Here is a 24,075-nt window from a genome sequence, read left to right on the forward strand (position 1 = left end):
ATCGGCGGTGTGGACAACCGGTTCCGCGGCCCCCGGCGCACCTCGTTGATCGGCCCGGTCCGACCCGTCCGCGACACCAGTTGCGTGAACTTGAGGGAGGCGGTGTTTGCGATGGCGGAGACGAGGGGCGTCCTGCTGCCGGCCTATGTGGTGGCCGATGAGTCGGGCTCGATGGCGCCGTACCAGCATGAGCTGGGGGACGGAGTGGCGTCGCTGTGCGAGGGGCTGCGGGCGGAGCCGATGGTCGCGGCCAAGCTCCGGCTGGCCGTATTGGGTTTCTCCGACGACGTCCAGGTCCGGCTCGCGGTGGCGGACATGCGCACTGAGACCACGGTGCCCAGGCTGGTGATCCGCGGGGTGACCAACTACCGGGCCGTCTTCGAGGACCTGCTGCAACGGATCCCCGGCGACGTGAAGTGGCTGCGCGGCGAGGGCTACCGGGTGCACCGCCCGGTGGTCTTCCTGCTCAGCGACGGTCAGCCCACCGACGGCTCGTCCTGGCGCGCGCCGCACGCGGAGTTGGTCGACCGGGACCGCACGCCGACCGCGCCGAACATCATCGCCTGCGGTCTCGGCGACGCCCGGGCGCAGACCATGGTCGACGTCGCGACCCGCCCCGAGTTCGCCTTCCTCGCCAAGTCCGGAACCGACGTCGGCCGGGCGATCTCGGAGTTCTTCCACTCGCTCACCATGAGCCTGGTGGCCTCCGGACACGCCCTGAACTCGGCCAACCCGCAGCTGGTGGTGAACCGGCCCGACCAGTTCACCATGGCCATCGACGAGGTCGGCCGGTGACGTCCGCTCGCCGGGGCGACCCGGACCCCGTGCCACCGGCGGCGCCCCCGAGGCCCGCCGGGCCGCCCCCGATGACCGGGCCGCCCCCGGTGCCTTGGCAGCGGATCACCGTGGATGTGCCGGGCTTGGAGTTCGAGGCCCGGCCGCCCAGCCAGTACGCCTTCGACTTCCCCGACAGCGAGTGCGAGGGCTGGTCCACCGACCGGCTCACCCTGCGGTTCGCCTCGGTCCGCGGCGCCAAGCACCGCTACTACCGGCAGCCGCGCCAGGACGCGGCTCGCGCCGCCGTGCACGAGGCCACCGGCAGCATCGTCTTCGCGGTCGCCGACGGGGTGTCCAGCGCAGCCGAGTCCCACCAGGGCGCCATCGAGGCGTGCCGGGCCGCCGTCGAGCGAATCCTGCACCTGCTCGACCGGGGCGCGGAGCGGCTGGACGGCGCCGACGTCGCGGCCCACGCCGCGGAACGGCTGCGCGAACTGGCGCGGTGGCGGCTCGGCATCGCCGCGCCGCAGGCGGCCGAGGTGGCCCGGCTGTACGCGACCACCCTGGTGGCGGGGGTGGTCCGTGCCGCGGGTGACGTCCTGGAGACCGAAGTGTTCCGGATCGGCGACTCCGGGGCGTGGCTCCTCGACCGGGCCGGCGGCGGCTATCACCCGCTGTTCGGCGGCAAGGTCGTACCGGGCACGCCGCTGGTCAGCAACGAGGTCTCCCCGCTTCCCCTGGTCCCCGACCGGCCGGAGACCGCCGTCGGACGGCTGGCCGAGCCGTGGACGCTGCTGGTCGGCACCGACGGGTTCGGCGACCCGCTCGGCGAGGGCGACGGCCGGGTCGGGGAGCTATTCGCCCGTCAACTCGCCTCGCCGCCGCCGCCATTGTGGCTCGGCCACGTGTTGGACTTCACCCGGGAGACCTTCGACGACGACCGCACCCTGCTCGCGATCTGGCCCCGGGCCGAGGGGGCGAGGTGAGCACGCGGCCGGCCGCCCCGGTCGAGTTCGCCACGCTGGCCCTGGACGGGGAACTCGGCCGAGGAGGTCAGGGATCGGTCCACCGGGTGCGCAACAAGCGCATCAACGAGTCGGCGGCCGACGGCGGTTGGGAGGTTGTCTACAAGGAGTACGCCCCCGCGGTGCTGCCGCAGGTGGACGCCGCCGCGCTGGCCGCCGCGGTCGCGCTGCCCGGACGGCTGACCGGCGAACAGGGGCGCTGGCTGTGCGAGAAGACCGCCTGGCCGGCCGCCGTGGTCCGGCGCGACGGACAGACGTGCGGGTTCCTGATGCGGGCCGTCCCCGACCGCTTCCGCTTCACGCTCCGGACCCTGGCGACCGGCAACCAGGGCTCGCCCCGGCTCGCCTCCCTGGAGTACCTCCTCAACGAGGACGCCTACGTCGCCGGGATCGGACTGACCGTCACCGACCGGGACCGGCTCCTGTTGCTCGCCGATCTCGCGACCACCCTCGACCGACTGCACCGCTTCGGCGTCGCCGTCGGCGACCTCTCGCCGAAGAACCTGCTCTTCACCCTCACACCGCAGCCAGAGTGCTTCCTCATCGACTGCGACGCAGCCCGCACCGACGGTGCGACGGTGCTGCCACAGGCCGAGACACCGGACTGGCACGTCCCCGCCGGAGAGGAACGGGCGACCCGGCACAGCGACACCTACAAGCTCGCCCTGCTCGCCGTCCGCCTCTTCGCACGCGACCAGGCCTCGACCGACCCGGCCGCGCTGGCGGCCATCGACCCGGCCCTCGGCGCCCTGGCCCGTGCCTCGCTCGGGACGGACCCGGCCGCCCGGCCGACGCCCGCTGCCTGGACCGAGCAACTGGCCTCGTCGGCCAGCAAGTTGAAGCCCGGCGGCGGGCCGAAAGGCGCAGGGGGAGCCAAGCCGAAGCCGCCGACAGGGTCGGCTACCTCGCGACCGCGCGTCAACAGCGGGGCAGGTTCAGCGGGTTCGGCAGCGGGTGGCGCGGGAGTGGGCAGCGCGGCGGCCTGGGTCGGCAAGGTACTCGCCGTCGTGGCCGCCGTCGTGGCAGTGCTGCTGTTTGTGGCCCACCGTGACGATTCCCACCCGGCCGACGCCCGCTCGTCCGCCGGCAGTCGCCCGCTGACGGTCAGTCAACCACCGCGCTCCGCCAGCAGTTCGTACCAGACCCCGCAGCCCGATCCGACCCTCAGCAGCACCCGCCCAGGAACCCCGTCCCCGACACCCACGCCCACCCCGAGTCCGACCGATCCGGTCGCCATCGCGGGCGTCGGCGACTGCTTCTTCGACACCGGGACCAACGGTCACGCCGACCTCACTCCGACCACCTGCACCACCGGGACGTTCAAGGTCGTCCGGATCAACGAGGGCAGCACCGACCTGGACGGCTGCGCCAACGTACCCGGTAACGACGAGAGCGTCAGCTCCAAGCGCTACTCGCGGGTCCTGTGCCTCAGTTATCAGAGTCCCGGCGGAGACTCGTACCACGCCCGGCAGGGTGACTGCGTCTTCGGGCCGAACGGCGCGGGCCCGTGGTCGCTGCTGTCCTGCCGGACCGGCGCCTTCAAGGTCCTCGCCATCTACCGCGGCACCAGCGACCACTCCAAGTGCGACAGCTGGCCGCACTACAACCAGTGGCGGACCGTCTCCGGCCCCAAGGGCGCCGACCAAGACGTCCTGCAGTGCCTGTCCATGGTGTTCCCCGATGACGCGGGCTACGCCACCGTCCGCGAGTGCCTGTCCAAGTCGGGCTCCACGTTCACCAACGTCGGCAGCTGCGACCGCTCCAACGTGTACGTCACCGGACGCACCAGCACGCCGAACTCCCCCGCGTTCTGCGGCCAGGACGCCTCCACCTACTGGCGCTCGAACGAGTTCCCCGATCTCGGCTACACCGTCTGCTGGCGCTGGCGCTGACCCCGCCGCGCGGCGACCGATCCACCATCCCACCGACAAAGTTCAAGGATCCGACATGGCATACCGCTACCGGTGCGGCGAGTGCGGCTTCAAGACCTCCTGGGGCACCGAGTCCCAGGGCGAGCGGGCGCAGATCACGCACTACACCGACCGCCACCCCGGCCTGCGGCCCGGCGGAACGGTCGAGGCCAACACCAAGAACCCGGAGGGCGGCATTGGCTGCCTCGGCGTCCTCGCCGTCCTGTTCCTGCTGTTCGTCCTCGCCGTCTCGTGCAGCCGATGAAGAGCGCTGACCCGAACACCGCGACCGGGAGGACGTCATGACGAAGCACTACTGGAACCAGGACCCGACCGCACCGGCGCCGCCCACCTGGCAGCAGACGCCACGCGCGGTACCGCCCCAGCTCGGCCGTGGCGGCGGCGCGGCGCCGACCGTGCCCGTGCAACCGGCTGCCGGGCCGGGCGCGCAGCCGCCCGCCGCGTCGGTGACGCCGCCCGCGGCGCGGCCAGCGCGCCGGGGAGTTGGGGTGCTGCGCCACTGGCGGCTGCTGGTGGCCGCGGTGGTGCCCTGCCTCCTGCTGGCCGGCATCGGGTGGTGGTTCTGGCCGCGACAACCGACGGGCCTCCCACCGCACATCGCCGAGGGGACCGTCCAGGCGGACCTGCTCAGCGCCGACGGCGTCAGCAAACTGGCCGGAACGACGGTGGTGGCCGGGCCCCAGTCGAACCGGCCCCACGCCCCGCTCGCCGTGACCCCGTCGGAATGCGCTGTCGCCGCCGGACCGACGACGCAGTCGGTCTACGGGCAGGCGTGGAAGGCGTTCCTGTCGGCGACCTACCAGGACGCCGCAGGCTCGGGCAGCTACACCGTCAACCAGGTGATCGGCGTGTTCCCGGACAGCGAGAAGGCGACCGCGGCCTTCCGCACGCTCGCCGACGGCCTCACCAAGTGCCCGTCCTCGACACTCACCGACCAGGCCGGACGTACCTCGAAGTGGGCCTACACGGTGCACGCGCCGTTCGCGGTCGTCGTGACGTGGAAGGCGACCCAGGACGGTGCCAAGGGCTGGGCCTGCTACCACCAGGCGCGGGTGAAGGCCACGAGCCTGGTGCAGGTCGCCGTCTGTCAGGCCGGTGACGGCGCGTCGACCACCTCGAAGATCGCCGACGAGCTCTCCGGGAAGGTGACCGGATGACCCCGCCCCCGCGCAGGGCGGCCGCGCGCCGCCGGCGGACGCTCCCCCGGATCCTGCACCTCGTACTGATAGCGCTCCTGGCGCCGATCGTTGCCGCGGGAGCGCAGACGATCGCGGCGACCGATGCCGTGGCGGTGACGGCGCAGGCGGGCACGCTCGCTCCCGTTCCGCTGGTGGCGCCCCGGGGTTTCGAGGCCGCCCTGGCGACCCTGCTGGTGGAGATCGAGGACGCGAACCGGCAGGCTGCGGAGCTGGCGCAGCAGGAGAAGGACGTGGTCGCCGAGGCGGAGCGGATCACGAAGGAGTCCGCCGCCATCCGCGACAGCAAGGCGGCGCTCAACGCCAGGGTCGCCACGGTGAACCAGGAGATCAGCGGCCACAACGAGCGAGCGAAGGCCGTGGAGGGTGAGATCGCCGCCCACAACGCCAAGCCGCACACGTTCCAGTTGCCCGCGGAGGCGGGCGCGGCCGCTGCCTTCGACGCCGAGGCACGCGAACTGGAGTCCAAGCGGAACCAGGAAAACGCCGTGGAGGACAAAATCCAGGGCGAGCAGCGCCAGATCCGGCAGGAGGCCTCCCAGGTCGACGCCAGATCCTCCCAGCTCGACACCGCCTCCAAGGCCAACGACACGAAGGCCGCCAATCTCAAGACGAAGGAACAGCAGCTCCAGTCTCGGGGCCAGCAACTGCTCGCGCACATGGCGCAGGCGATCCAGAGTTTCGCCTCCGTTCCGTCGAACCCGGCGGCCGCAATGGACCAGGGTGGTGACGCGCCCACTCCGGCCCCGCAAGCCGGCAACCGGCTCACCGGCCAAGACGAGGACACCGGCGACAGCCCCTACCGCCAGCCCCGGGCCGGCGCACTGACGCAGTACGCGAAGCAGCACGGCACCACCGTCGACACCCGCCCGGGCACTGCGTACTTGACACCCGAAGCCGTCCGGCGGCTCCCGGCTGAGCAGGCGGCGGTGCTCGGCAGCCCGTCCGTCACCTACGACGGACTGGTCCGCAAGCCCAACGGGCACTACACGGCGCTGCGGGTGCGAGCGCCCGGGGCCGCCGCCCTCCCGGCCCCGGCGCCGGAGGTGCTGGCATCCGGCGGGCTCGTTGTCTACCAGGTCGGCGAGCAGCGGGTCGTCGACGAGGTCACGTCCGTCGAGGAAGCGCCGAGCCCGTCCCAGCCCGGCCCCGCGAACCCGCCGTCCCCCGATTCCGATCCCGCCGACTGCCGGAGCGGGTTCGGTGGCGGATGGCGCACGTACCTGCCGGTCGACAGGTCCGGCCGTGCCCAAGGCGCGGAGGCATGCCTCACCAAGGAATTCGTCGACAGCAACAAGGGAACCACGACTGACACCAAGACGGTGGCTCCACCCGCGTACCTCTGGGCGGCGATATACGCGTCCGACCTCGGCGACCGGCCTGCCAAGTTCTGGCGCAACGCCTGCCACCTGTTGGCCGGTTCGCTCGGTGGCTCGGGCACCAGCTACGACAACCTCGACACGTGCTCCCGTACGGCGAACTCCACGAACATGGGGGGATCGCCGCCTCACCACACCGGGAACATGGCCGGCTACGAGAATGAAGTCCGGGAGGTGCTGAACAATGAGCTCGGTGCGGTCGTCCATTACATCGTGACCCCGGAGTACGACGGGACAAGGGTGGTCCCGACGCAATTCCACATGCAGGCCACCAAGTACACGCCCGGCGTCGGGGCAGTGAAACTGTTCGACAACTACGTCCCCAACGACATCTTCAGCCTGAAGGACCAGCAGTGGCACAACATGGGCAAGGACGCTCCGACCGAATGGGAACCGTAGAAATGAGCGACGAACAGAGCCGGGTGCCTGCCGTGGTGACGGACCTCGCGAAGGAACTTACGGTCATCGGGCCGACCCGCGGCGACGTCATCGACTGGAACGCGGCCGAGACGGTGTACGGTCGACCCTTCCCGGCCGACTACCGGGCCTTCGTGGCACTGTTCGGCCACGGTTCGATCGAGGAGATGGTGGGAATCCGCATTCCCGCCCTCACTTCTGAAGAGTCGTATCAGAACAGGGTGTCACCGCTCACACCTGACGCGCTCGCCGACGCGACCGTGAACAACTGGGCTGCTCCCGTCCAAGCCGGGGAGTACTGCCTGGAGGACCTGCTCATCTGGGGAGAGACAGCCGCGGCCGACACCTTCGCCTGGATTGCCGCTGATTCGGATCCCGACCGGTGGCCGGTCGCGGTGTACTCGCGCTTCGAACTCGCCTGGTCCGTGTACCCGGGCGGAATGGCCGAATTCCTGCTCCGACTGCTGCATGACGGGTTCGAGGAGTGGCCGATCAGCGACACCTCCCTCCGAGGTGTCACCCTGCCGCGATTCCTGCATGACCAGGACGAGGAAGCCGCGTGGGACTCGGGGACCAACCCTTGGGAATGACTGCCGGCGTGTCCGCAGCCCCCGGTGCCTTCGGGTGCCGGGTCGTGGCCCGCTGAGTGCGGGCCACGACCCGGGGGCTCCCATTAGGCGGTGAAGTCCATTGCCCGCCAAAGCCTGGAATTGCCCGGTCACTGTCCATGTCGAACCAGCGGAACATGATCCCTTCGGGACAGGGAAGGGCGTCGGCGTCGCCGTCCCAGGCACCGAGGTAGACCTGGATCCGGTCCTCGCCCTGGCCGCCGGGGCCGTGCGCGTCGACGACGGTCAGCGGCTCCAGGGCTACCGTCAGGCCGGTCTCCTCCAGGAGTTCCGGCTCGACGGCCTACAGGGAGGATTCCGTACCCTCGCAGAGCGTTGCCGGTCAGTGCCCGGCGGACGGCAGGCGCACGCGGAACAGGGCTCCGCCGCCCGGCGTCGTCTCCAGTTCCAGTGCGCCCTCGTGCGCCCGGACCAGCGCGGAGGCGATCGCCAGCCCGAGGCCGGCGCCGCCGCCCGCCTGGCGGCTGCGGGAGGCGTCCACCCGGTAGAACCGCTCGAAGACCCGGGCGGCCTGCTCCGGGGTGAGACCCGGCCCGGAGTCGGCCACCTCGATCACCTCGTGGCCGCCCGAACTCCCCACCCCGATGCGTACCGGCGAACCCGCCGGCGTATGGGCGACGGCGTTGCCGACCAGGTTGGCGACCACCTGGCGCAGCCGCGCCTCGTCGCCGTTGACCGGAGCGGGTCCGGGCAGGCCGACGCCGCCCGGACCGGTCAGCACCACCTCGCGGGTCGGATCCAGTGCCCGGGTGTCGTGCAGGGCGTCCACCGCCAGGGTGCGCAGGTCCATCGGAGCGATCTCCAGCGGGCGCTGCTCGTCCATGCGGACCAGCGTGAGCAGGTCCTCCACCAGGCCGCCGAGCCGCACCGCCTCGCTCTCGATCCGGGCCATGGTCCGTTTGACGTCCGCCTCGTCGGGAAGGGCGCCCATCCGGTACAGCTCGGCGAAGCCCCGGATGCCGGCCAGCGGCGTGCGCAGCTCGTGACTGGCGTCGGCGACGAAGCGCCGCATCTGCTCCTCGGACGCGGCGCGGGCCGCGAAGGCCGACTCGATCTGCGCGAGCATTCCGTTGAGCGCGCTGCTCAGCCTTCCGGTCTCGGTCCGCGGCGAAGCGTCCGGCATGCGGTGCGAGAGCGGTCGTCCGGCGGATATCTCCGCCGCGGTCTCCTCGATCCGCCGCAGCGGCCGCAGGCCCGCCCGTACGGCGAACCAGCCGGCCGCCGCGAGCAGCAGCGACACCACCACGCCGATCAGCCGGAAGGCGGTCGCCAGGTGGTCGAGGGTGGAGGTCACGTCGTCCAGCGGGGCGGCCACCACCACTCCGGTGGGCAGCGCGGGGTCCTCGCTGCCGACCGGCACGATCAGCACCCACCAGGTGCCGTCACCGTGGTCGCTCGGAACCTCGAACGGCCGCCCCAGCCTGGCCCGTAGCCCCGCCCCGTCCATCGCGGGCCACGACGGGCCCGGATCCCCGGCCGTCACGGGCTGGCGGTACTGGTCCGAGACGGTGCCGTCGGCACCGGCGAACGCCATCACGTACTGGCTCGGCAGCCAGGCCCGCCCGCCGCCCGCCCGCCCCGGATGCGGTTGCGGGATCCCCTCGGACCGGACCCGGTACGCCATCGAGTCCCCGAACCGTTCGAGCTGCTGGTCCACCCGCCCCACCAGCTGGGAGCGCACAGACCCGAGGACGACGGTGTCACTGACGGTCAGCCCCAGCGCGACCAGGACCATCGAGAGCACCACCAGCCGCGAGCGCAGGGACAGGCCCGCGAAGAAGCGCGCCATGTCAGCCCTGCGGGCGGCGCAGCACGTACCCGATGCCGCGCACGGTGTGGATGAGCTTGGGGGAGCCGTCCGCGCCCGAGTCCACCTTGCGGCGCACGTAGGAGATGTACGACTCGACGATGCTGAGGTCGCCGCCGAAGTCGTACGCCCACACGTGCTCCAGGATCTGCATTTTGGAGACCACGCGATCGGCGTGGGTCATCAGGTACGCGAGCAGTTTGAACTCGGTGGGGGACAGGGAGACGGGCCGGCCGCCGCGCAGCACCTGGTGGCCCACCGGGTCCAGTTCGAGGTCGCCCGCGACCAGGCGCCCCTCGCCCGCGGGGCCGCCGGTGCGGCGCAGGATCGCGCGGATCCGGGCGATCAGCTCCTCCAGGCTGAACGGCTTGGTGACGTAGTCGTCGCCGCCGGCCGTCAGCCCGCTGATCTTGTCGTCCACGCCGTCCTTCGCGGTGAGGAAGAGCACCGGCAGGTGCTCGGCCCCCGGTGCGGAGCCGGCCACCTCGCGCAGCCTGCGCACCACGGCGAACCCGCTGATGTCGGGCAGCATCACGTCGAGCACCACCAGATCCGGCCGCTCCTCGGCGACCGCCGCCAGCGCGTCGGCGCCGTTCGCCGCCGAGGTGACCTTGAAGCCGACGAACCGCAGCGAGGCGGACAGCAGCTCCCGGATGTTCGGCTCGTCGTCGACGACCAGCAGACTCGCCTCGGGCGTGGCGGTGTCCCTGTCCCTGTCCAATAGGGGTGTCTCCTTCCTCGCGCGCTCAGCCCCGTCCGCCGCCGAAACCTCCCCCGACGCCCTGGGCGACGGTGGTCGCCGCGACATCGCCCGAGGGACTCTGGCTGCCGCGCACGGTCACGGTCTGACCCGGCTGGAGGTCGGACACCTTGCCGCTCTTGGCTTCGGTGATCTGGGTGTTGCTGTCGGTGGTGATCTTGACGACGTTGCCCTGGGCGTCCGTGACGTAGAGGGTGGTGCCGTCGACGAGCTTCACCGTACCGGTGGTCAGGCCGGCCCCGGCGCCCAGCCCGCCCGTCGCACCTCCGGAGCCCTGCCGCGAGCCGTTCTGCCCGGTTCCCGTGCGGCCCTGCCCGGTGGCTCCCTGGCCCGGGCCCTGTCCGCCGGCACTTTGCCCGCCGGCTCCCTGCCGCTGGCCGCCCGCGCCCGTACCGCCCTGGCCGAAGCCCGTACGCCCCTGGCCGCCCGCCCCGGCGGCCGGGTTGCGCCCGGAGGCCGCGGAGGCGGATCCGGCCGATCCCTGCAGGTGGCCCTTCTCCACCAGGGCGCCCCCGGCGAACGCCAGCCCGGCCACCACCCCGCCGGCGAGCAGCAGGCTCAGCCAGGGCAGCCGCGGCCGGGGCGGAGCGGCGAGCTCCGCCGAGATGTCCCGGGTGTCCGGGGGCTCGGCGAGGATCCCCTCGGGATCTTCCGCGGGTCCCGCGGCGGGACCTTCCGCGAAGGGCTGCTTCTCCAGTTCGGTACGGCGTCGTGCCATGTCACTCTCTCCCTGTCCCCGCACGTGTGGGCTCACTCGTGCCGCAGTGCTTCGATGGGCCGCAGGCTCGCGGCCCGGTTGGCCGGGTAGCCGCCGAAGAACAGCCCGATCACCACCGCGATGGCGAAGGCTCCGACGACCGACTCCGGTATGACGACCGGCTTGATGCCGACGATCGTGAAGTGCGAGCCGATCAGCCCGGCCGCGACGCCCAGCCCGCCACCGATCAGCGAGAGCAGCGTCGACTCGGCGAGGAACTGGCCGAGGATGACGCCCCGGGGCGCCCCGATCGCCTTGCGGATGCCGATCTCGCGCGTCCGCTCGGTGACCGTCACCAGCATGATGTTGGTGATGCCGATCCCTCCGACCAGCAGGGAGATCGCCGCGACCGCGCCCAGCAGCACGGTGAAGGTCTTGTTCGTCGAGGCCTGAGTGGTCAGCAGGGACGCCTGGCTGGCCACCCGGAAGTCCAGCGCGGCCGGGTCCTTGATGCCGTGCCGAGCCATCAGGACGGCTGTGATCTCGCTCTGCGCCGCCGTCGTCGCGTCCGCCGACTTGGCCTCGACGAGGATCTGGCCGACCGAGCCGAAGCCGGTGAAGGCGTTCTGCACGGTGGGCAGCGGCGCGACCACCACGTCGTCCGGGTCCTGGAACCCCGTACCGCCCTTGGTGGCGAGCACCCCGACCACGGTGAACGGCGTACCGCCGAGCACCACCTTCTTGCCGACCGGGTCGGCCGTGCCGAACAGGTCGGTGGCGGTCGTCGAGCCGATCACGGCCACCTTGCGGGAGGCCAGTACGTCGTCGCCGCTGAAGTAGTCGCCCTTGGCCACCTTGCTGTTGGAGGCCTTGAAATACGCCGGGTAGGTGCCGACGACCTGGCCGACCGTGTGCGAGGCGCCCTCGTAGAGAGCGGTCTGCGAGGTGGTGACCTCGGGCGCCACCGCCGCGACGTGCGGGGCGGCCGAGGGGTCGGCGAGCGCCCGCGCGTCCTCGACCGTCAGCGGCTTCGCCGGGCCCGCGGAGCCGGCGCCGGAGCGCGAGCCGCCGGAGCCGCTCCCGGAGGAGACGGTCAGGGCGTTGGTGCCGAGCTTCTCGATGGAGTCCTTCACCGCCTGCGAGGAGCCGTTGCCGACGGCGAGCAGCAGGATCACCGCCGCGACGCCGATCAGCACGCCCAGCATCGTCAGCGCGGAGCGCACCTTGTTCGCCGCGAGGCCGCCGAAGGCGAAGCGCAGCGTCTGGAACGGGTTCACCGGAGACCTCCGGACACGGCGGCCTCGGACACGGAGGCCTCGGACATCTCGTGCATCCCGTGCTGCCCGCGCATCGCGGGCGGGGGCCCGCCGACGGGCGCCTGCCGGACGTCCTCGACGATCTGCCCGTCCACCAGGCGCAGGACCCGCTTGGCGTGCCGGGCCACCTCGTCCTCGTGGGTGATCAGGACGACGGTGCGGCCCGAGGCGTTGAGCCGGTCCACGATGGCCAGGACCTCCTCGGTACTGCGGCTGTCCAGATTTCCGGTCGGCTCGTCGGCGAGCAGCATCGCGGGAGCGGTGACGAGCGCGCGGGCCACGGCCACGCGCTGCTGCTGCCCGCCGGAGAGTTCGTTGGGCCGGTGCTCCATGCGGTCGGCCAGGCCGACGAGGGCGAGTGCGGCCTCCGCGCGGCGCCGACGCTCGGCGGACTTCACCCCCGCGTACGCCAGCGGCAGTTCCACCTGGGCGAGGGCGGTGGTGCGGGGCACCAGGTTGAACGACTGGAAGACGAAGCCGATCTTGCGGTTGCGGACCAGAGAGAGCTGGTGTTCGTCCAGGCCGCCCACATCGATCCCGTCGAGCAGGTAGCGGCCCGCGGTGGGGACGTCCAGGCAGCCGAGGATGTTCATCAGGGTCGACTTGCCGGAACCGGAGCTGCCCATCACCGCGACGAAGTCACCCTGTTCCACGAGGAGTTCGACGCCGGGCCGGTGGCCCGTGGCGGGATCGCGAGGCCCGCCCAGCGCGCGGACCGCGGCGTCGCCGTGCCCGTACGTCTTGAACAGTGCGCGGACCTCGATCACCGGCGGTACGGGTCCTCGCGGCCCACCGGCCCGCGCAGCCCCGGCCGGCTTCTCGGGCGGCGTCCGGCGCGGCCACAGCGGCGGCGTCATCCGCGGCCACCTCCGCCGCCACCGGTACGCAGGCCCGTGCCCCCGCGGTTGCGGGCGCCGCCGGCCCCGGCGCCGCCGGGGAAGGTTCCGCTCGGGAAACCGCCGTTGCCCGCCGAGGACACCGGGGCCAACTGCACCTGCTCGCCCTCGGTCAGTCCGCTCACGACCTGGTCGGCGCTGTCGCCTTCGAGGCCCAGGGTGACCGGCGTACGTACGGTCGTGCCGTCGGCCTTGACGACGGTGACCGTACGGTTCTCCCCGGTCCCGGACACGGCCGCGGCCGGCACCGAGAGGGCGCCGGACGCCTCGCCGACGACGACCTGGATGCTGGTGCTGAGACCGCTGCGCAGGTCGCTGGTGGGGCTCGTGATGGTGAGGGTGGCCGAGTACTGCACGGCGCTCCCGCCGCCCGCGTTGCCGCCGCCGGAGGAGGAACCGCTGCTCAGAGGCAGGGAACTGACGGACAGGACCTGCGCGTTGAGGGTCTTCCCGGACATCGCGTTGAGAGTGACCGTCGCCGGCTGGCCGGGCTTGAGCTTGAGGGCGTCGGCCTCCGAGAAGCTCGCCGTCACCTGCATTCCGGACGGGTTGGTGAGAACCACGAACCCGGACAGGGTGGAGGAGGAACCGGCGCTGGAGGAAGCCGAGTTACCGCTCGAGCCGCCGTTTCCACCACCTGAACCGCCACTGCTGCCGGTGCCGTTCGTACCGGTGACCGTATCGCCCACCTTCGCCGAGACCGAAGCCACCGTCCCGTCGGCCGGCGCCTTCAGCACCGTCCCGTCGACGGCGCGCTGCGCGGCGTCCACCGCGTTCTGCGCCTGGGTGAGCTGGGCGCGGGCCTGGGCCAGCTGCGCCGGATCCACGGTCGGGGTCGCGGCCGGCACGGGAGTGGCGGCGGAACCGCCCCGCGAGGACGAGCTGCCGCTGCTCGGAGCCGAACTCACCTGTCCGGCCTCGGCCTTGGTGAGGTTGGCCTGGGCCGCGGTCAGTGCGGCCCGGGCCTGGTTGAGCGTCTCGGTCGCCGCGGTCGCGTCGACCCTTCCGAGCAGCTGCCCCTTGGTGACCTTGTCGCCGGCCTTGACACCGACCTCGGTGAGCCGGCCGCCGGTGGTGAAGTTCACCCCGGCATCGCTCGGCGAGCTCAGCGAACCCGCACCGGAGACCGTCGCGAGGACGGTGCCCTTGGTGACCGCCACGGTCCGCGCGGCATCGCGCGCCGGACCGCCGCTGCCGCCGGACACCGCCGCGTACGCGCCGCCGGCGCCCGCGAGGACCGCCACTCCGAGCACCGAATTGATCAGGACGGCCCTGCGCCGCCGTGGGAGCACCTTCATGGAGTGGATCCTGGCCGCCCGTACTTTGCGGGGTCTGGGAGCTTCCTGGGAGTTCCCTGGGAGCGCCACCCCCGGCCGAAGCGGCACACAGGGGCCCATAGGGTGCGTCCGGTACGGATCTTCGGGCTCCCGGGGGCGCCGGAACCCCCGCACTGTCAGGGAACTCCCAGCCCCGGCACCTCGATCAGCCGGGGTCAGGCCAGGTCAGGCCAGGTACTCGGCGACCAGCTCGGCGAAGGCCTCCGGCGTGAGGACCTCGACACCCGCCTCGGCGGCCTTGACGGCCTTCGAGCTCGGCTTGCCGCTCGCGGAGGGCGCGGCGACGAGGAGGGAGGTCTTGGAGTTGACGCTGCTGCCCGCGCGCCCGCCGGCCTTCTCGATGAGGGCATTCATCTCGGACCGGCCGAAGCCGTCCAGCCGGCCCGCCATCTTGCCGGTGACCACGACGACCTTGCCGTCCAGCGGACCCCCGCCCGGCACCGCCGACGGCCCTTCGGGCTCGACCATGTTGACGCCCGCAGCGATCAGTTTGTCGATGACGGGGGCCAGGGCGGCGACCTGCTCGACGATGACCGGGGCCTTCTCCGGGCCGATCCCCTCCACGTCCTGCATCACGGCCGCGTCGGCCTCGCGGATCGCCTCCATGGTGCCGAAGTGCCGGGCGATGCGACGGGACATGCTGCGTCCGGTGCCGAGCACGCCCAGGGCGCAGAAGACGCGGTTGAGCGGCCGGGACTTGGCCGCCGCGATCTGCTCGGCGAGCTTGGCGGCCCGCTTGGCACTGCCGGCCGCGACCGTCAGCTGCTCGAGGCTCAGGGTGAAGAGGTCGGCGACGTCGGTGACATCGCCGGACTCGACCAGGGCCGCCACGTAGGTCTTGCCCAGGCCGTCGATGTCGAGCATCTCGCGCCCGCCGGCGTACTCGATCAGCGCCGGGAGCGCGCACGAGGTGCCCTTCGCGCAGCGCCACCGCTCCTGGGTCTTGTCGATCTCCCCGCCGCAGCGGGGGCAGGCCTCGGGCAGCGGCACGCACACGGCCCCGGCCGGACGGAGCCGGACCACGGCCGCCTGCACCCGCGGGATGATGTCCCCCGCCTTGTACACCGTCACCGTGTCGCCGAGGTGCAGATCGCGGCGGCGGATGTCGGCCGGGTTGTGCAGGGTGGCCCGGGTGACGGTGGAGCCGTCTATCTCGACCGGCGCCAGCAGCGCGGTCGGAGCGAGGACCCCGGTGCGGCCGACCTCCCACACGACCTCCTCCAGTACGGTCTGCCGCTCGACCGCGGGCAGCTTGACCGCGATCGCCCAGTGCGGGAAGCGGCTGCCGACCCCGGCCGCCTCCTGCTCGGCGGTGTCGTTCAGCTTGACCACCACGCCGTCGATGCCGACCGGCAGCTCCGCGCGCACTGCGGCGATCTCGTCGATCCGCCGCTGCGCCCCGGCGAGATCGGCGACGATGCCCAACCCGGCCGCGGTGGCCGCGGTCGTCTGCACCCCGGCTCCGGCCACTGCGGCCAGGGTCTCGGCATGGGTGCCCGCGACGGGCAGGAACGGTACGCCGTCCAGTTGCACGGCGCCGTAGGCCCAGAACGTCAGCTCGAGCCGGTACGGCCGGTCCTTGGCCCTCAGCGTGCCCGCCGTGCCGTTGCGGGGGTTGGCGAAGACCTGCGCGCCGTGGGCGGCCCGGACCGCGTTCGCCTTCTCGAACTGCTCCTGGGTGAAGGCCACCTCCCCGCGGACCTCGAAGGTGGCCGCCCCGGCCAGCTGCTCGGGCAGCCCGTCGATCTGGCCGATCACATGGCTGATGTCCTCGCCGTGACTGCCGTCGCCGCGGGTGATGATCTGGACCAGGCGGCCGTCGCGGTACCGGGCGGCCACCGCCGCGCCGTCGATCTTCGGCTCGACGGTGAACCCGCCCTGCGGGGCGCGGCCCAGCCGGCGCTCGACCGATGCGCCCCAGGTCAGTAGGCCCTCGGCGTCGAAGACGTTGTCCAGGCTCAGCAGGCGGATGGTGTGCGCGACGTCCCCGGCCGGGGCGGCCCCGTCGGCGACCAGCCCGGTGGGGGAGTCGGCGGAGACCTCGCCGGGGTTCTCCTTCTCCCAGGCCAGGACGGCCAGCCGCAGCCGGTCGTAGGAGACGTCGTCCAGAGCGCTGTCGCCGTCACCGTAATACGCCTGCGAGGCGGCACGGAGGACAGGGAGCGCGGACTCGTACGCGGTACGGCTGGACAGAGCCTCATCGGCGGAAGGAATCGTCATGGGAGTGATCCTCTCGTGGGGCACTGACAATGGCCGGACGGCCTGTGGAGCTCCGGGCGCCGTCGAAAATCGGGTGCCCGTGTCCGGTGCGGGGGCGCAGACTCGCTCCATGGCGGACATGAGTGCGTTTCGGGACGCGGTCGGGGACTGGGCGAACGGCGGACCGGGCGGGCCGGCGAGCGAACTGGCCGAGCGCTTGGGCGTGCGGACGGCGGTGCTGCTGGAAGGGCCCAGCGACCTGGCCGCCGTTGAGGCGCTGGCCGCCCGGCGGGGCCGGGACCTCGCCGCCGAGGGGGTGTGCGTCGTATCGATGGGCGGAGCCATGAGCATCGCCCGATATGCCGGCCTCCTCGGGCCGCCGGGCCTCGGGCTGCGCCTGGCGGGCCTGTGCGACGAGCGGGAACAGGGCTTCTACGAGCGGGGCCTCAAGCGCGCACGGGCTCCGCACCGGGACTTCTCCGTGTGCGTGACGGACCTGGAGGACGAGCTCATCCGGGCGCTGGGCACGGAGCGGGTCGAGGAAGTCGTCCGGGCCGAAGGCGACCTCCGGGCCTGGCAGACCTTCCTGGGACAGCCCGCGCAGCACGGCCGGCCCCAGGGGCAGAAGCTGCGGCGCTTCCTCGGAACGAAGAAGGGCCGCAAGATCCGCTACGGCCGCCTCCTGGTCGAGGCGCTGCGCCCCGAACAGGTGCCGGCCCCGCTCGACGACCTCCTCACGGGCCTCTAGTGCTGTGACCGGAAAGGTTCACCGGGTCGCGACGCCCGGCACGGCACCTCGCCGCGTTGTCGGACCGCGGCGGTACGTCCAGTACGAGCCCCGGCCCTCCGCCTTGCGATGCACCGCACCGGACGCCGCGACCCGGCAAACCTTTCCGGCCACAGCACTAGGCGTGGCGGCCCGTAGGCCTGCGGCCAGGACCGATGCCGATCCCGAGACTGTTATCGTCCGATCATGCCTGAGCTGATCACGCCCACCCCCCGCCTGTACGCATCGTGGCTCGCCGCGCAGGAGGAGTGGGGCGCCGATGCCCACATGGACGGCGCCGGTCTCGGCTCCGACGACGAGGTGGACAGCCCGGAGGGCTTCGCCGCATGGACGGAGCGGCTGAAGCGGTACGGGGACCGCACCCTGCCGGTCGAGCACGGACGCGTCCACGCCACGTACTGGTGGATCGCCGAGGGCGACGAGTACCTGGGAGCCATCGACCTCCGGCACTACCTCAACGGATTCCTGCTCGACGCGGGCGGTCACATCGGCTACAGCATCCGGCCCTCGGCCCGCCGCCGAGGCCTCGCCACCTGGGCCCTGGCCGAGGTCCTGCACGAGGCGCGGCTGCTGGGGATGGACCGGGTTCTGCTCACCTGCGACCCGGACAACCGTGCCTCGATCCGCACGATCGAGAGCAACGGCGGGGTGCTGGAGGACGTCCGGGAGACCCTGATCGGTCCCAAGCGGCGCTACTGGATCGATCTGTAGCCGGTCGGGCCCGCGGAGGGATGCGGCGGGAACGCCGGCACTGCGGGCGCCGGCACTGCGGGCGCCGGCACCGCGGGCGCCGGCCCCAGGGTGGTGGTCCCGGGAGCCGCCCGGTGGCCCAGGCCCGTCCGGTACGCGTCCAAGGCCGCCTCGGTCCGGCCGGACCTGCGCAGCAGGTCGCCCAGGAGCCGGCACAGGTCCGCGAGGTCGCCCGTGGCCCCGCTCCGCTCCAACAGCGCCAGGGCCTGTACGTAGTGCTCCTCGGCGGACTCGTTCTCGCCGCGCTCCTCCGCCATCAGCCCCAGGAGCCGGTGCGCCCCGCCCGCGTGCACGGCTCCGTGGCTGTCGCCCAGGGCCAGAAGGGCCGAGAGCAGCCCGGCGGCCTCCTCGTACCGGCCGAGCCGGCGCAGTACGTCGGCCAGCTCGACCTCCACCTGGGCGGTGTACAGGGCCGCGCGGCCGGCCGAGAGCATCTCCCGAGCCGTGCGCAACTCCCCTTCGGCGCGGGAGAGATCGCCGTTCTGGGCGTGCAGGTAGCCGCGCATCCAGTGGCAGTGCGCCAGGTCGGTCCGCAGCTGTAGCTGACCGTAGATCGCCTGCGCCTTGGCGATCGAGGCGTCGGCATCGGCCACCCGCCCCTCGGTCAGGAACGTCCGCGCGACCTGCCGGTGCATGCCCGCCACCAGGGCCGGGTCACCGACTCGGGGGGCCAGCGACAGGGCGAGTTCGGCGGCGTGGGCGGCCCGGGCGTGGGCGCCCATGTCGATGTACGGCCCGATGACCGCCGAGTAGAGCAACACCAGCGCCTCGGGGTCGGCGAGTCCGCTCGCTCCCAGCTCGTCGATGGTGGATTCGAGCAGGTAGCACGCGTAGCGCAGCTCCCCGGCGAGCAGGTGCGCGACGGCGCGACCGCGGATCGGGCGGGCCCGGCGGGGGAGCGGCTCACCCGCCAGGAGCCGCTCGGCCGTCTCGAAGTGGCCTATGGCGCCGGTCAGTTCACCCGACTCCAGTGCACAGTCCCCGAGTCCGAGCAGCGCGGCGATGCGCTCGTCGGTGAGCCCGAGGTGCTCGGCTTCGGCGAGGAGGCGCCGGTAGCGTACGGCGGCCTCGTCGGACGCGCCGGAGGCCAGGACCTGCTGGGCGTCGGTGAGGGCGAGGCGCAGCTCGGTGGCCAGATGGGTGGGGCGCCCGGTGGCCAGTTCCTCGTAGGAGGTGCCCAGGCGTCGGGCGAGGAAGCGCAGTGCCGCCTCGGAGGGCCGCACCTTGCCCGACTCCAGTGTCGAGATGTAGGCCGGAGTGTACGAGGGCTCCGCCAATTTCCGTTGGGTCAGGCCGAGTTCGGTGCGCATGCGCTGAACCCTGCGGCCGATTTCGGCTGGTTGGTCCATGGGGTCCCCCTTGTTGCTCGAACTGCCCAGTATTCAGGGGGAGCAGGCCATTGCGCACCCGTCGTGCGCCACCTAACTTAAGCAGCCGATTCACTTCACTTACATGGATGCTTAACTTCCTTTCCCCCAGGAGGACTTCATGCGACACGTCAGACGGCCGACCGCCGGGCCTGCCCTGCGAGGAGCCTGCGCGGCGCTCTGCGCCACCCTCGCGCTGCTGGCCGCCGGGCCCGTTCGCGCCGCCGAGGTTCCGGACGCCGCACGCCGGGTGGCGGTGGAGATTCCGGGGCCGGAGCAGGGCGGTGCCGCCGGCTCGGGGCACGCGCTCGTACCGGTGGGCGTGGGCGACGGCGCCGGGGCCAGGACCGGCGCCCGGCTCTCCGAAGCGGAGCGGGCCGCGGACGGCGAGGTCGCCGAGCTCGTCGACAACGGCCCCACCGCCGACCGCCTGGACGTGGTCATCATCGGCGACGGCTACACCGCGGCCGAGCTGTCGAAGTTCCACACCGACGCCAAGGCCAAATGGGCCGAGGTGACCGCCGTCGAGCCCTACACCACCTACCAGAACCTCTTCAACGTCTGGACGGTCGACGCCGTCTCCCACGACTCCGGCGTCACCGGCGACCCCGACCGGGGAACCGTCCGCGACACGGCCCTCGGTGCGTACTTCTGGTGCGAGGCCATCGAACGGCTGCTGTGCATAGACCAGCCCAAGGTGGACGCCTACGTGGCGAAGGCGCCGGAGGCCGACCTCGTCATCGTCCTGGCCAACAGCGCCAAGTACGGCGGCGCGGGCTACAACGAGCCCAGCGCCACCCTCGGATACGAGGGCATATCCACTGCCTCGGCGGACAACGCCAAGTCCGGCCAGGTCGCCATCCACGAGACCGGCCACTCGCTCGGCAAGCTCGCCGACGAATACTTCTACCCCGGAGTTCCGGACTACGAGCAGTACACCGGCCCCGAACCGGCCGAGTCGAACATCTCCACGCTGCCCGCCGACCGGATGGCCCAGGAGCGGGCCAAGTGGTACCGCTGGCTGGGCGAGACCTCACCGGACGGCGGCACGGTCGGAGCGTACGAGGGAGGCGGATACTTCGTCACCGGGCTCCAGCGGCCCACCGACAGCTCGATCATGAGGGTTCTGGGCAAGCCCTTCAACCTCCCCGGCGTCGAGTCGATGATCGCCGGCTTCTACCAGCATGCGAGGCTCGTCACCCCGCTCACTCCGACGGACCGCACCCTGCGGCTGCGCCAGACCGCGAAGGTGGCCGTACCCCGGCTGGCCGGCGCGGACGGCCGGCAGCTCGTGGTCCGCTGGTACCTCGACGGCCGCGAGCTGAAGCGCATGGAAGGCCGGACCGACGTTCCGGTCGCGGACTTGCGGCTGTCCGACCTCCGCACGCACAAACTGTCCGTCACCGCGGAGGACCGCACCCCGTCGGTCCGCGACCCGAAGATCGTCCGCACGCTGCACTCCACCACCGACTGGAACGTCCGCAGGTAGCTAGTGCCGCGTCAGGCAACGTTCGCCCCGTCGCGACGCCCGGCACGCACTCTCACCGCACCGGCCGGAAGGCCAAGTACGTCCAGTACGAGCCCTTCCGGCCGGCACGCCGAGAGCACGCACCGGACGCCGCTCCTTCACGGGCAAACATTGCCTGACGCGGCACTAGTGCTGTGGCCGGAATGGTTCACCGGGTCGCGACGCCCGGCACGGCACCTCGCCGCGTTGTCGGACCGCGGCGGTACGTCCAGTACGAGCCCCGGCCCTCCGCCTTGCGATGCACCGCACCGGACGCCGCGACCCGGCCAACCTTTCCGGCCACAGCGCTAGTGCTCGCCGCCGCCGCCGGCCGCCCGACCGGGCGCGAGGCCTCAGACCATGAACAGGAGTCGTGTGTTCGGCACCAGCTTCCGGTTCACGCTGGTGCTCTGCACGAAGATCGTGAAGTCGTCGTTGTGGTCCGGCTTGATGCGGACCTCCGCGTCCGGAAGTCCGAGCACGGCTCGGGCCTCCGGGCCGGTGTACACCCGGTCCGTCTTCTTCTCCAACACCGCGATCTGCTTTCGCGCCTGGATCTTCTCCGACTTGCTCAGCTGATAAAACGCGCAACCGGTGCGGTAATTGTGCCCGGATTCGACGACCCAGTCCCGGATCGCCGCTTCTCGCGCCACCGGAATCAGCTGGTACTCCGACGGATTCGCCGGAGTGAGTCCGGCCGCCTTGATGGTGTCCTTGTTCACGGTATCGGCGCCGGTGGAGAATACGGCCCGTGATCCCCGGATGCCCTTGGTGCGACCCACCATGAATTTCTCCGTGGCTTCCTGGATCACCTGCCCGGCCTCTTCGAGTCCCTGGGTGCTCGTGGCGTCCCAGACGGCGATGTTGTTCTTCGGGAAACCGCACTGCATGGCCTCGCGCTTGCCCATCTGGTCCGGGACGAGGACGGCCAGCGTCCAGTTGTCCTCCTGCGTCTCGACCATCTTGGCCACGGCCTGCACCAGTTCACGGGGATCCCTGGTGGGGGCGTCGGGGCAGCGGTGGCTCGCGTTCTCCTGTCCGTCGGTCAGAACGAACGTCAGGAAGCTGTGGTCGCCGTACAGCTGCGCCGTCTGCGCCAGCTCCCGCTGCGACTTGAGCGTGGCCGCGAGCAGGGCCGTCATTCCGCCGACCCGGTACATCTGCTTCAGGGACGGCATCCGCAGCACGTCCTTGTCGTAGATGACGCAACTCACCTTGTCCGCGAAGACATACACGGTCACACGGGTTTCCTGGTCCAATTCCTGGGACCGGCGGGCCAGATAGGAAATCTGCTGGTCGGCGACCTCGATAACCTTGCCGCTCAGGTGGGACATGGACGAACTGGCGTCCAACACGAGAGCAACGTGATTGATGAAGTTCTGGTTTCCGGACATGAGCACTCCCCGTTCTCCGACTGGATGCTCCTATCCTCTCAGCCACCACTGACAATCGACCTTGGATCCCGGGCCGGAGGCTGAGCCCACATCAGCCGAGTGGGGCCATGTCATACGTCACCCACATGGTGCGCGTGGCGACCTGGTCGTACTTCGACCGGGCCCGGTGGTTGTCATCGGCGGTGATCCAGCGGACCACGCTCCAGCCCCGCTCCGCGGCCATCGCACGCAGGGCGCCGAGCAGCAGGTCAGCCGCGCCCGAACCGCGGTGCTCGGGTGCGACGAACAGGTCGTCGAGGAAGCAACCGACGGTCGCGGAGAGCGGCCGGGCGAACGGACGGTAGTGGGCGAGGCCGAGCAGGCGGCCGTCCGTGTCCTCGGCGACCAGGGCGCCGACCTCGTGCCCGGGGTCGGCGATCCACGCCCACACGGTTGCGGCGGCCTCCTCCGTCTGCTCCACCGCGTAGAAGTCGGCGTAACCGCGGTAGAGGGCGCGCCACTGCGCGAAGTCCTCGGCCCGGGGGGCGCGGACGATGATGTCGGACATGGCGGGGAACTCCTGTGATCGGACGGACGCGGACCCTGTGGTCCGGTAATCGATCATCGCGCAGCGAGACCAGGAGGGAACGCGCCGCGCTGTCGAAATGCGGGCCGCCGGACCGCCGACATGGACGGGTGCCCGGCTGCGCCGACACGGGTCGCTCGGCGCACCGGTCAGTGCGGCCGCAGCCCGTCGAAGACCACCTTGAAGATCAGCTCGCGGGCCCCCGGATCCGCCCCGAGCTGCTCCACCGCCGCGCCGGTGCCGGTCAGGAGAGCGAAGAGCTCCGGCAGGCCCAGCTCCGGGCGGACGGCACCGGCCTGCTGCGCCCGGGCCAGCAACTCGGTGAGCCGGGCCTGGATTTCGAGGGTCGGTGCTTGCAGCGCCGCGTGGGCGTCGACCCCGGCCGCACTGAGGGCCCGGGTGAACTCGCTCTTGCCCGCGGACTGTTCGACCACCAGGCGGAAGCAGGCGAAGAAGGCCTCGGTGGGCCCGGCCTCGGCGGCCAGCTCCGCGGTCCGCTCCGCCATGGTCTCCAGCCGGCGCACCATGACGGCTTCCAGCAGCGCCTCCTTGGTCGGGAAGTGCCGGAAGAGCGTGCCGACTCCGACTCCGGCGGCCCGGGCGATCTGTTCCGTCGGTACGCCGACACCGCTGGTGGTGAACACCTCCGTGGCCACGTCCAGCAACCGGGCCCGGTTGCGAGCCGCGTCCGCCCGCAGCGGGCGCTCCTGAGCGCCACCCATCCCTCCACCGTCCCTTCCCGTCGATCGCGCAGCCGCTCTGGACAACCGGACTGCCTAGTCCGTATCGTGAAAACGGAGTCGCTAGTCCGATTCTACCCGTGGTTCCCACTGGAGGTTGATCATGTCCGGAACGCTGTCGCCGCGCGAAGTCTTCCAGCAACTGATCGAGGGCATAGCCGAGGGGCGGTTCACCGAGCTGTCCGAGCTCTACGCCGAGGACGCGGTGGTGGAGACCGTCTTCGAGCCGGTCGGTCCCCGCCGGATCGAGGGGCGGGCCGCGCTCAAGGAGCGGTTCGCGCAGGTCGCGGCGGTTTCGCCCGTGGAGCTGACCCCGATGAACGTGGTCGTCCGGGAAACGGACGACCCGGAGGTGATCGTCGCCGAGTTCGACTACCGGGTGCACCACCGGGTGACCGGCCGGAGGTTCGAGTCCGCCAACATCCAGGTGCTGCGGGTCCGCGACGGCCTGATCGTCAGCAGCCGCGACTACCACGACCACCTGGCCCTCATCGTGGCCGGCGGCAACCTGCCCGATCTGGTGGCGGCGCTGGAAACCGCATAGCGTCCGTGCGGAGACCGGCTCCCCGAGCCCTTCGTCAAGCCCTTCGTCCACGCCG

Annotated in this window: 22 protein-coding genes; 11 read left to right on the plus strand and 11 right to left on the minus strand. The window is 71.7% G+C overall.

Annotated elements, in window-relative coordinates; all coding sequences use genetic code 11:
- Positions 1-111: 111 nt before the first annotated feature.
- From OHU74_RS33640 to OHU74_RS33670, 7 genes are all read left to right on the plus strand, one after another.
- Positions 112-795 carry a hypothetical protein gene (locus OHU74_RS33640; RefSeq protein WP_371619424.1) on the plus strand — a complete coding sequence of 228 codons (684 nt, stop codon included), beginning with the start codon at positions 112-114 and terminating at the stop codon, positions 793-795.
- 125 nt (positions 796-920) lie between these two features.
- On the plus strand, positions 921-1,763 hold the full coding sequence (locus OHU74_RS33645) for a protein phosphatase 2C domain-containing protein (RefSeq protein WP_371619425.1): 843 nt from the start codon (positions 921-923) through the stop codon (positions 1,761-1,763).
- Positions 1,760-3,694 carry a hypothetical protein gene (locus tag OHU74_RS33650; protein WP_371619426.1) on the plus strand — a complete coding sequence of 645 codons (1,935 nt, stop codon included), beginning with the start codon at positions 1,760-1,762 and terminating at the stop codon, positions 3,692-3,694. Before OHU74_RS33645 ends, OHU74_RS33650 begins: the two co-directional genes overlap by 4 nt.
- 55 nt (positions 3,695-3,749) lie before the next feature.
- On the plus strand, positions 3,750-3,977 hold the full coding sequence (locus OHU74_RS33655; protein ID WP_371619427.1) for a hypothetical protein: 228 nt from the start codon (positions 3,750-3,752) through the stop codon (positions 3,975-3,977).
- Positions 3,978-4,014: 37 nt separating this feature from the next.
- Positions 4,015-4,890 carry a sensor domain-containing protein gene (locus OHU74_RS33660; protein ID WP_371619428.1) on the plus strand — a complete coding sequence of 292 codons (876 nt, stop codon included), beginning with the start codon at positions 4,015-4,017 and terminating at the stop codon, positions 4,888-4,890.
- Positions 4,887-6,707: a DNA/RNA non-specific endonuclease gene (locus OHU74_RS33665; RefSeq protein WP_371619429.1), complete on the plus strand. Its 1,821-nt coding sequence runs from the start codon at positions 4,887-4,889 to the stop codon at positions 6,705-6,707. The genes OHU74_RS33660 and OHU74_RS33665 overlap by 4 nt, the downstream gene beginning before the upstream one ends.
- Positions 6,662-7,315: a hypothetical protein gene (locus OHU74_RS33670; protein WP_371619430.1), complete on the plus strand. Its 654-nt coding sequence runs from the start codon at positions 6,662-6,664 to the stop codon at positions 7,313-7,315. The genes OHU74_RS33665 and OHU74_RS33670 overlap by 46 nt, the downstream gene beginning before the upstream one ends.
- Positions 7,316-7,676: 361 nt before the next feature.
- Here OHU74_RS33670 and OHU74_RS33675 read toward each other — a convergent pair whose 3' ends face one another.
- The 7 genes from OHU74_RS33675 to ligA form a co-directional block, all read right to left on the minus strand.
- The gene (locus OHU74_RS33675) at positions 7,677-9,143 is read right to left on the minus strand and encodes a sensor histidine kinase (protein WP_371619431.1); all 1,467 of its coding nucleotides are present in this window, start codon (positions 9,141-9,143) and stop codon (positions 7,677-7,679) included.
- Between the two features lies 1 nt (position 9,144).
- Positions 9,145-9,882, minus strand: a complete 738-nt coding sequence (locus tag OHU74_RS33680; RefSeq protein ID WP_371619432.1) for a response regulator transcription factor — start codon at positions 9,880-9,882, stop codon at positions 9,145-9,147.
- 25 nt (positions 9,883-9,907) lie between these two features.
- Entirely contained in the window at positions 9,908-10,639 is a 732-nt protein-coding gene (locus tag OHU74_RS33685; RefSeq protein ID WP_371619433.1) for a DUF5666 domain-containing protein, read from the minus strand.
- Between the two features lie 32 nt (positions 10,640-10,671).
- A complete protein-coding gene (locus tag OHU74_RS33690) occupies positions 10,672-11,895 on the minus strand; it encodes an ABC transporter permease (protein ID WP_371619434.1) in 1,224 nt (407 codons plus the stop codon).
- A complete protein-coding gene (locus OHU74_RS33695) occupies positions 11,892-12,791 on the minus strand; it encodes an ABC transporter ATP-binding protein (RefSeq protein WP_371619435.1) in 900 nt (299 codons plus the stop codon). The genes OHU74_RS33690 and OHU74_RS33695 overlap by 4 nt, the downstream gene beginning before the upstream one ends.
- On the minus strand, positions 12,788-14,128 hold the full coding sequence (locus OHU74_RS33700) for an efflux RND transporter periplasmic adaptor subunit (RefSeq protein WP_371619436.1): 1,341 nt from the start codon (positions 14,126-14,128) through the stop codon (positions 12,788-12,790). The genes OHU74_RS33695 and OHU74_RS33700 overlap by 4 nt, the downstream gene beginning before the upstream one ends.
- Before the next feature lie 204 nt (positions 14,129-14,332).
- Positions 14,333-16,387 carry an NAD-dependent DNA ligase LigA gene (gene ligA / locus OHU74_RS33705; protein WP_371619437.1) on the minus strand — a complete coding sequence of 685 codons (2,055 nt, stop codon included), beginning with the start codon at positions 16,385-16,387 and terminating at the stop codon, positions 14,333-14,335.
- 109 nt (positions 16,388-16,496) lie between these two features.
- On the opposite strand from ligA, the gene OHU74_RS33710 reads away from it, so the two are divergent.
- Together OHU74_RS33710 and OHU74_RS33715 are read left to right on the plus strand one after the other, a co-directional pair.
- Entirely contained in the window at positions 16,497-17,114 is a 618-nt protein-coding gene (locus tag OHU74_RS33710) for a TOPRIM nucleotidyl transferase/hydrolase domain-containing protein (RefSeq protein WP_371619438.1), read from the plus strand.
- 225 nt (positions 17,115-17,339) lie between these two features.
- Positions 17,340-17,864 carry a GNAT family N-acetyltransferase gene (locus tag OHU74_RS33715; protein ID WP_371619439.1) on the plus strand — a complete coding sequence of 175 codons (525 nt, stop codon included), beginning with the start codon at positions 17,340-17,342 and terminating at the stop codon, positions 17,862-17,864.
- Here the strand turns inward: OHU74_RS33715 and OHU74_RS33720 are convergent.
- Complete coding sequence (locus tag OHU74_RS33720) at positions 17,846-19,252, minus strand: tetratricopeptide repeat protein (RefSeq protein WP_371619440.1); 1,407 nt, start codon at positions 19,250-19,252, stop codon at positions 17,846-17,848. The genes OHU74_RS33715 and OHU74_RS33720 overlap by 19 nt on opposite strands.
- A 139-nt stretch (positions 19,253-19,391) precedes the next feature.
- Between OHU74_RS33720 and OHU74_RS33725 the strand changes: the two genes are divergently transcribed.
- A complete protein-coding gene (locus tag OHU74_RS33725; protein WP_371619441.1) occupies positions 19,392-20,759 on the plus strand; it encodes a M64 family metallopeptidase in 1,368 nt (455 codons plus the stop codon).
- Positions 20,760-21,130: 371 nt separating this feature from the next.
- On the opposite strand, the gene OHU74_RS33730 is transcribed toward OHU74_RS33725, so the two are convergent.
- The 3 genes from OHU74_RS33730 to OHU74_RS33740 all read right to left on the minus strand — a co-directional run bounded on the left by OHU74_RS33730 (position 21,131) and on the right by OHU74_RS33740 (position 23,458).
- On the minus strand, positions 21,131-22,171 hold the full coding sequence (locus OHU74_RS33730; protein ID WP_371619442.1) for a vWA domain-containing protein: 1,041 nt from the start codon (positions 22,169-22,171) through the stop codon (positions 21,131-21,133).
- Positions 22,172-22,262: 91 nt separating this feature from the next.
- Positions 22,263-22,718 (minus strand): GNAT family N-acetyltransferase, encoded by a 456-nt coding sequence (locus OHU74_RS33735; RefSeq protein WP_330300213.1) that lies wholly within the window; start codon positions 22,716-22,718, stop codon positions 22,263-22,265.
- 167 nt (positions 22,719-22,885) lie between these two features.
- Entirely contained in the window at positions 22,886-23,458 is a 573-nt protein-coding gene (locus tag OHU74_RS33740) for a TetR/AcrR family transcriptional regulator (RefSeq protein WP_371619443.1), read from the minus strand.
- A gap of 121 nt (positions 23,459-23,579) precedes the next feature.
- Here OHU74_RS33740 and OHU74_RS33745 point away from each other — a divergent pair, with 121 nt between their 5' ends.
- Positions 23,580-24,020 carry a nuclear transport factor 2 family protein gene (locus OHU74_RS33745; protein WP_371619444.1) on the plus strand — a complete coding sequence of 147 codons (441 nt, stop codon included), beginning with the start codon at positions 23,580-23,582 and terminating at the stop codon, positions 24,018-24,020.
- Positions 24,021-24,075 lie beyond the last annotated feature (55 nt).

Source organism: Streptomyces sp. NBC_00454 (assembly GCF_041434015.1).
Classification (GTDB): domain Bacteria; phylum Actinomycetota; class Actinomycetes; order Streptomycetales; family Streptomycetaceae; genus Streptomyces.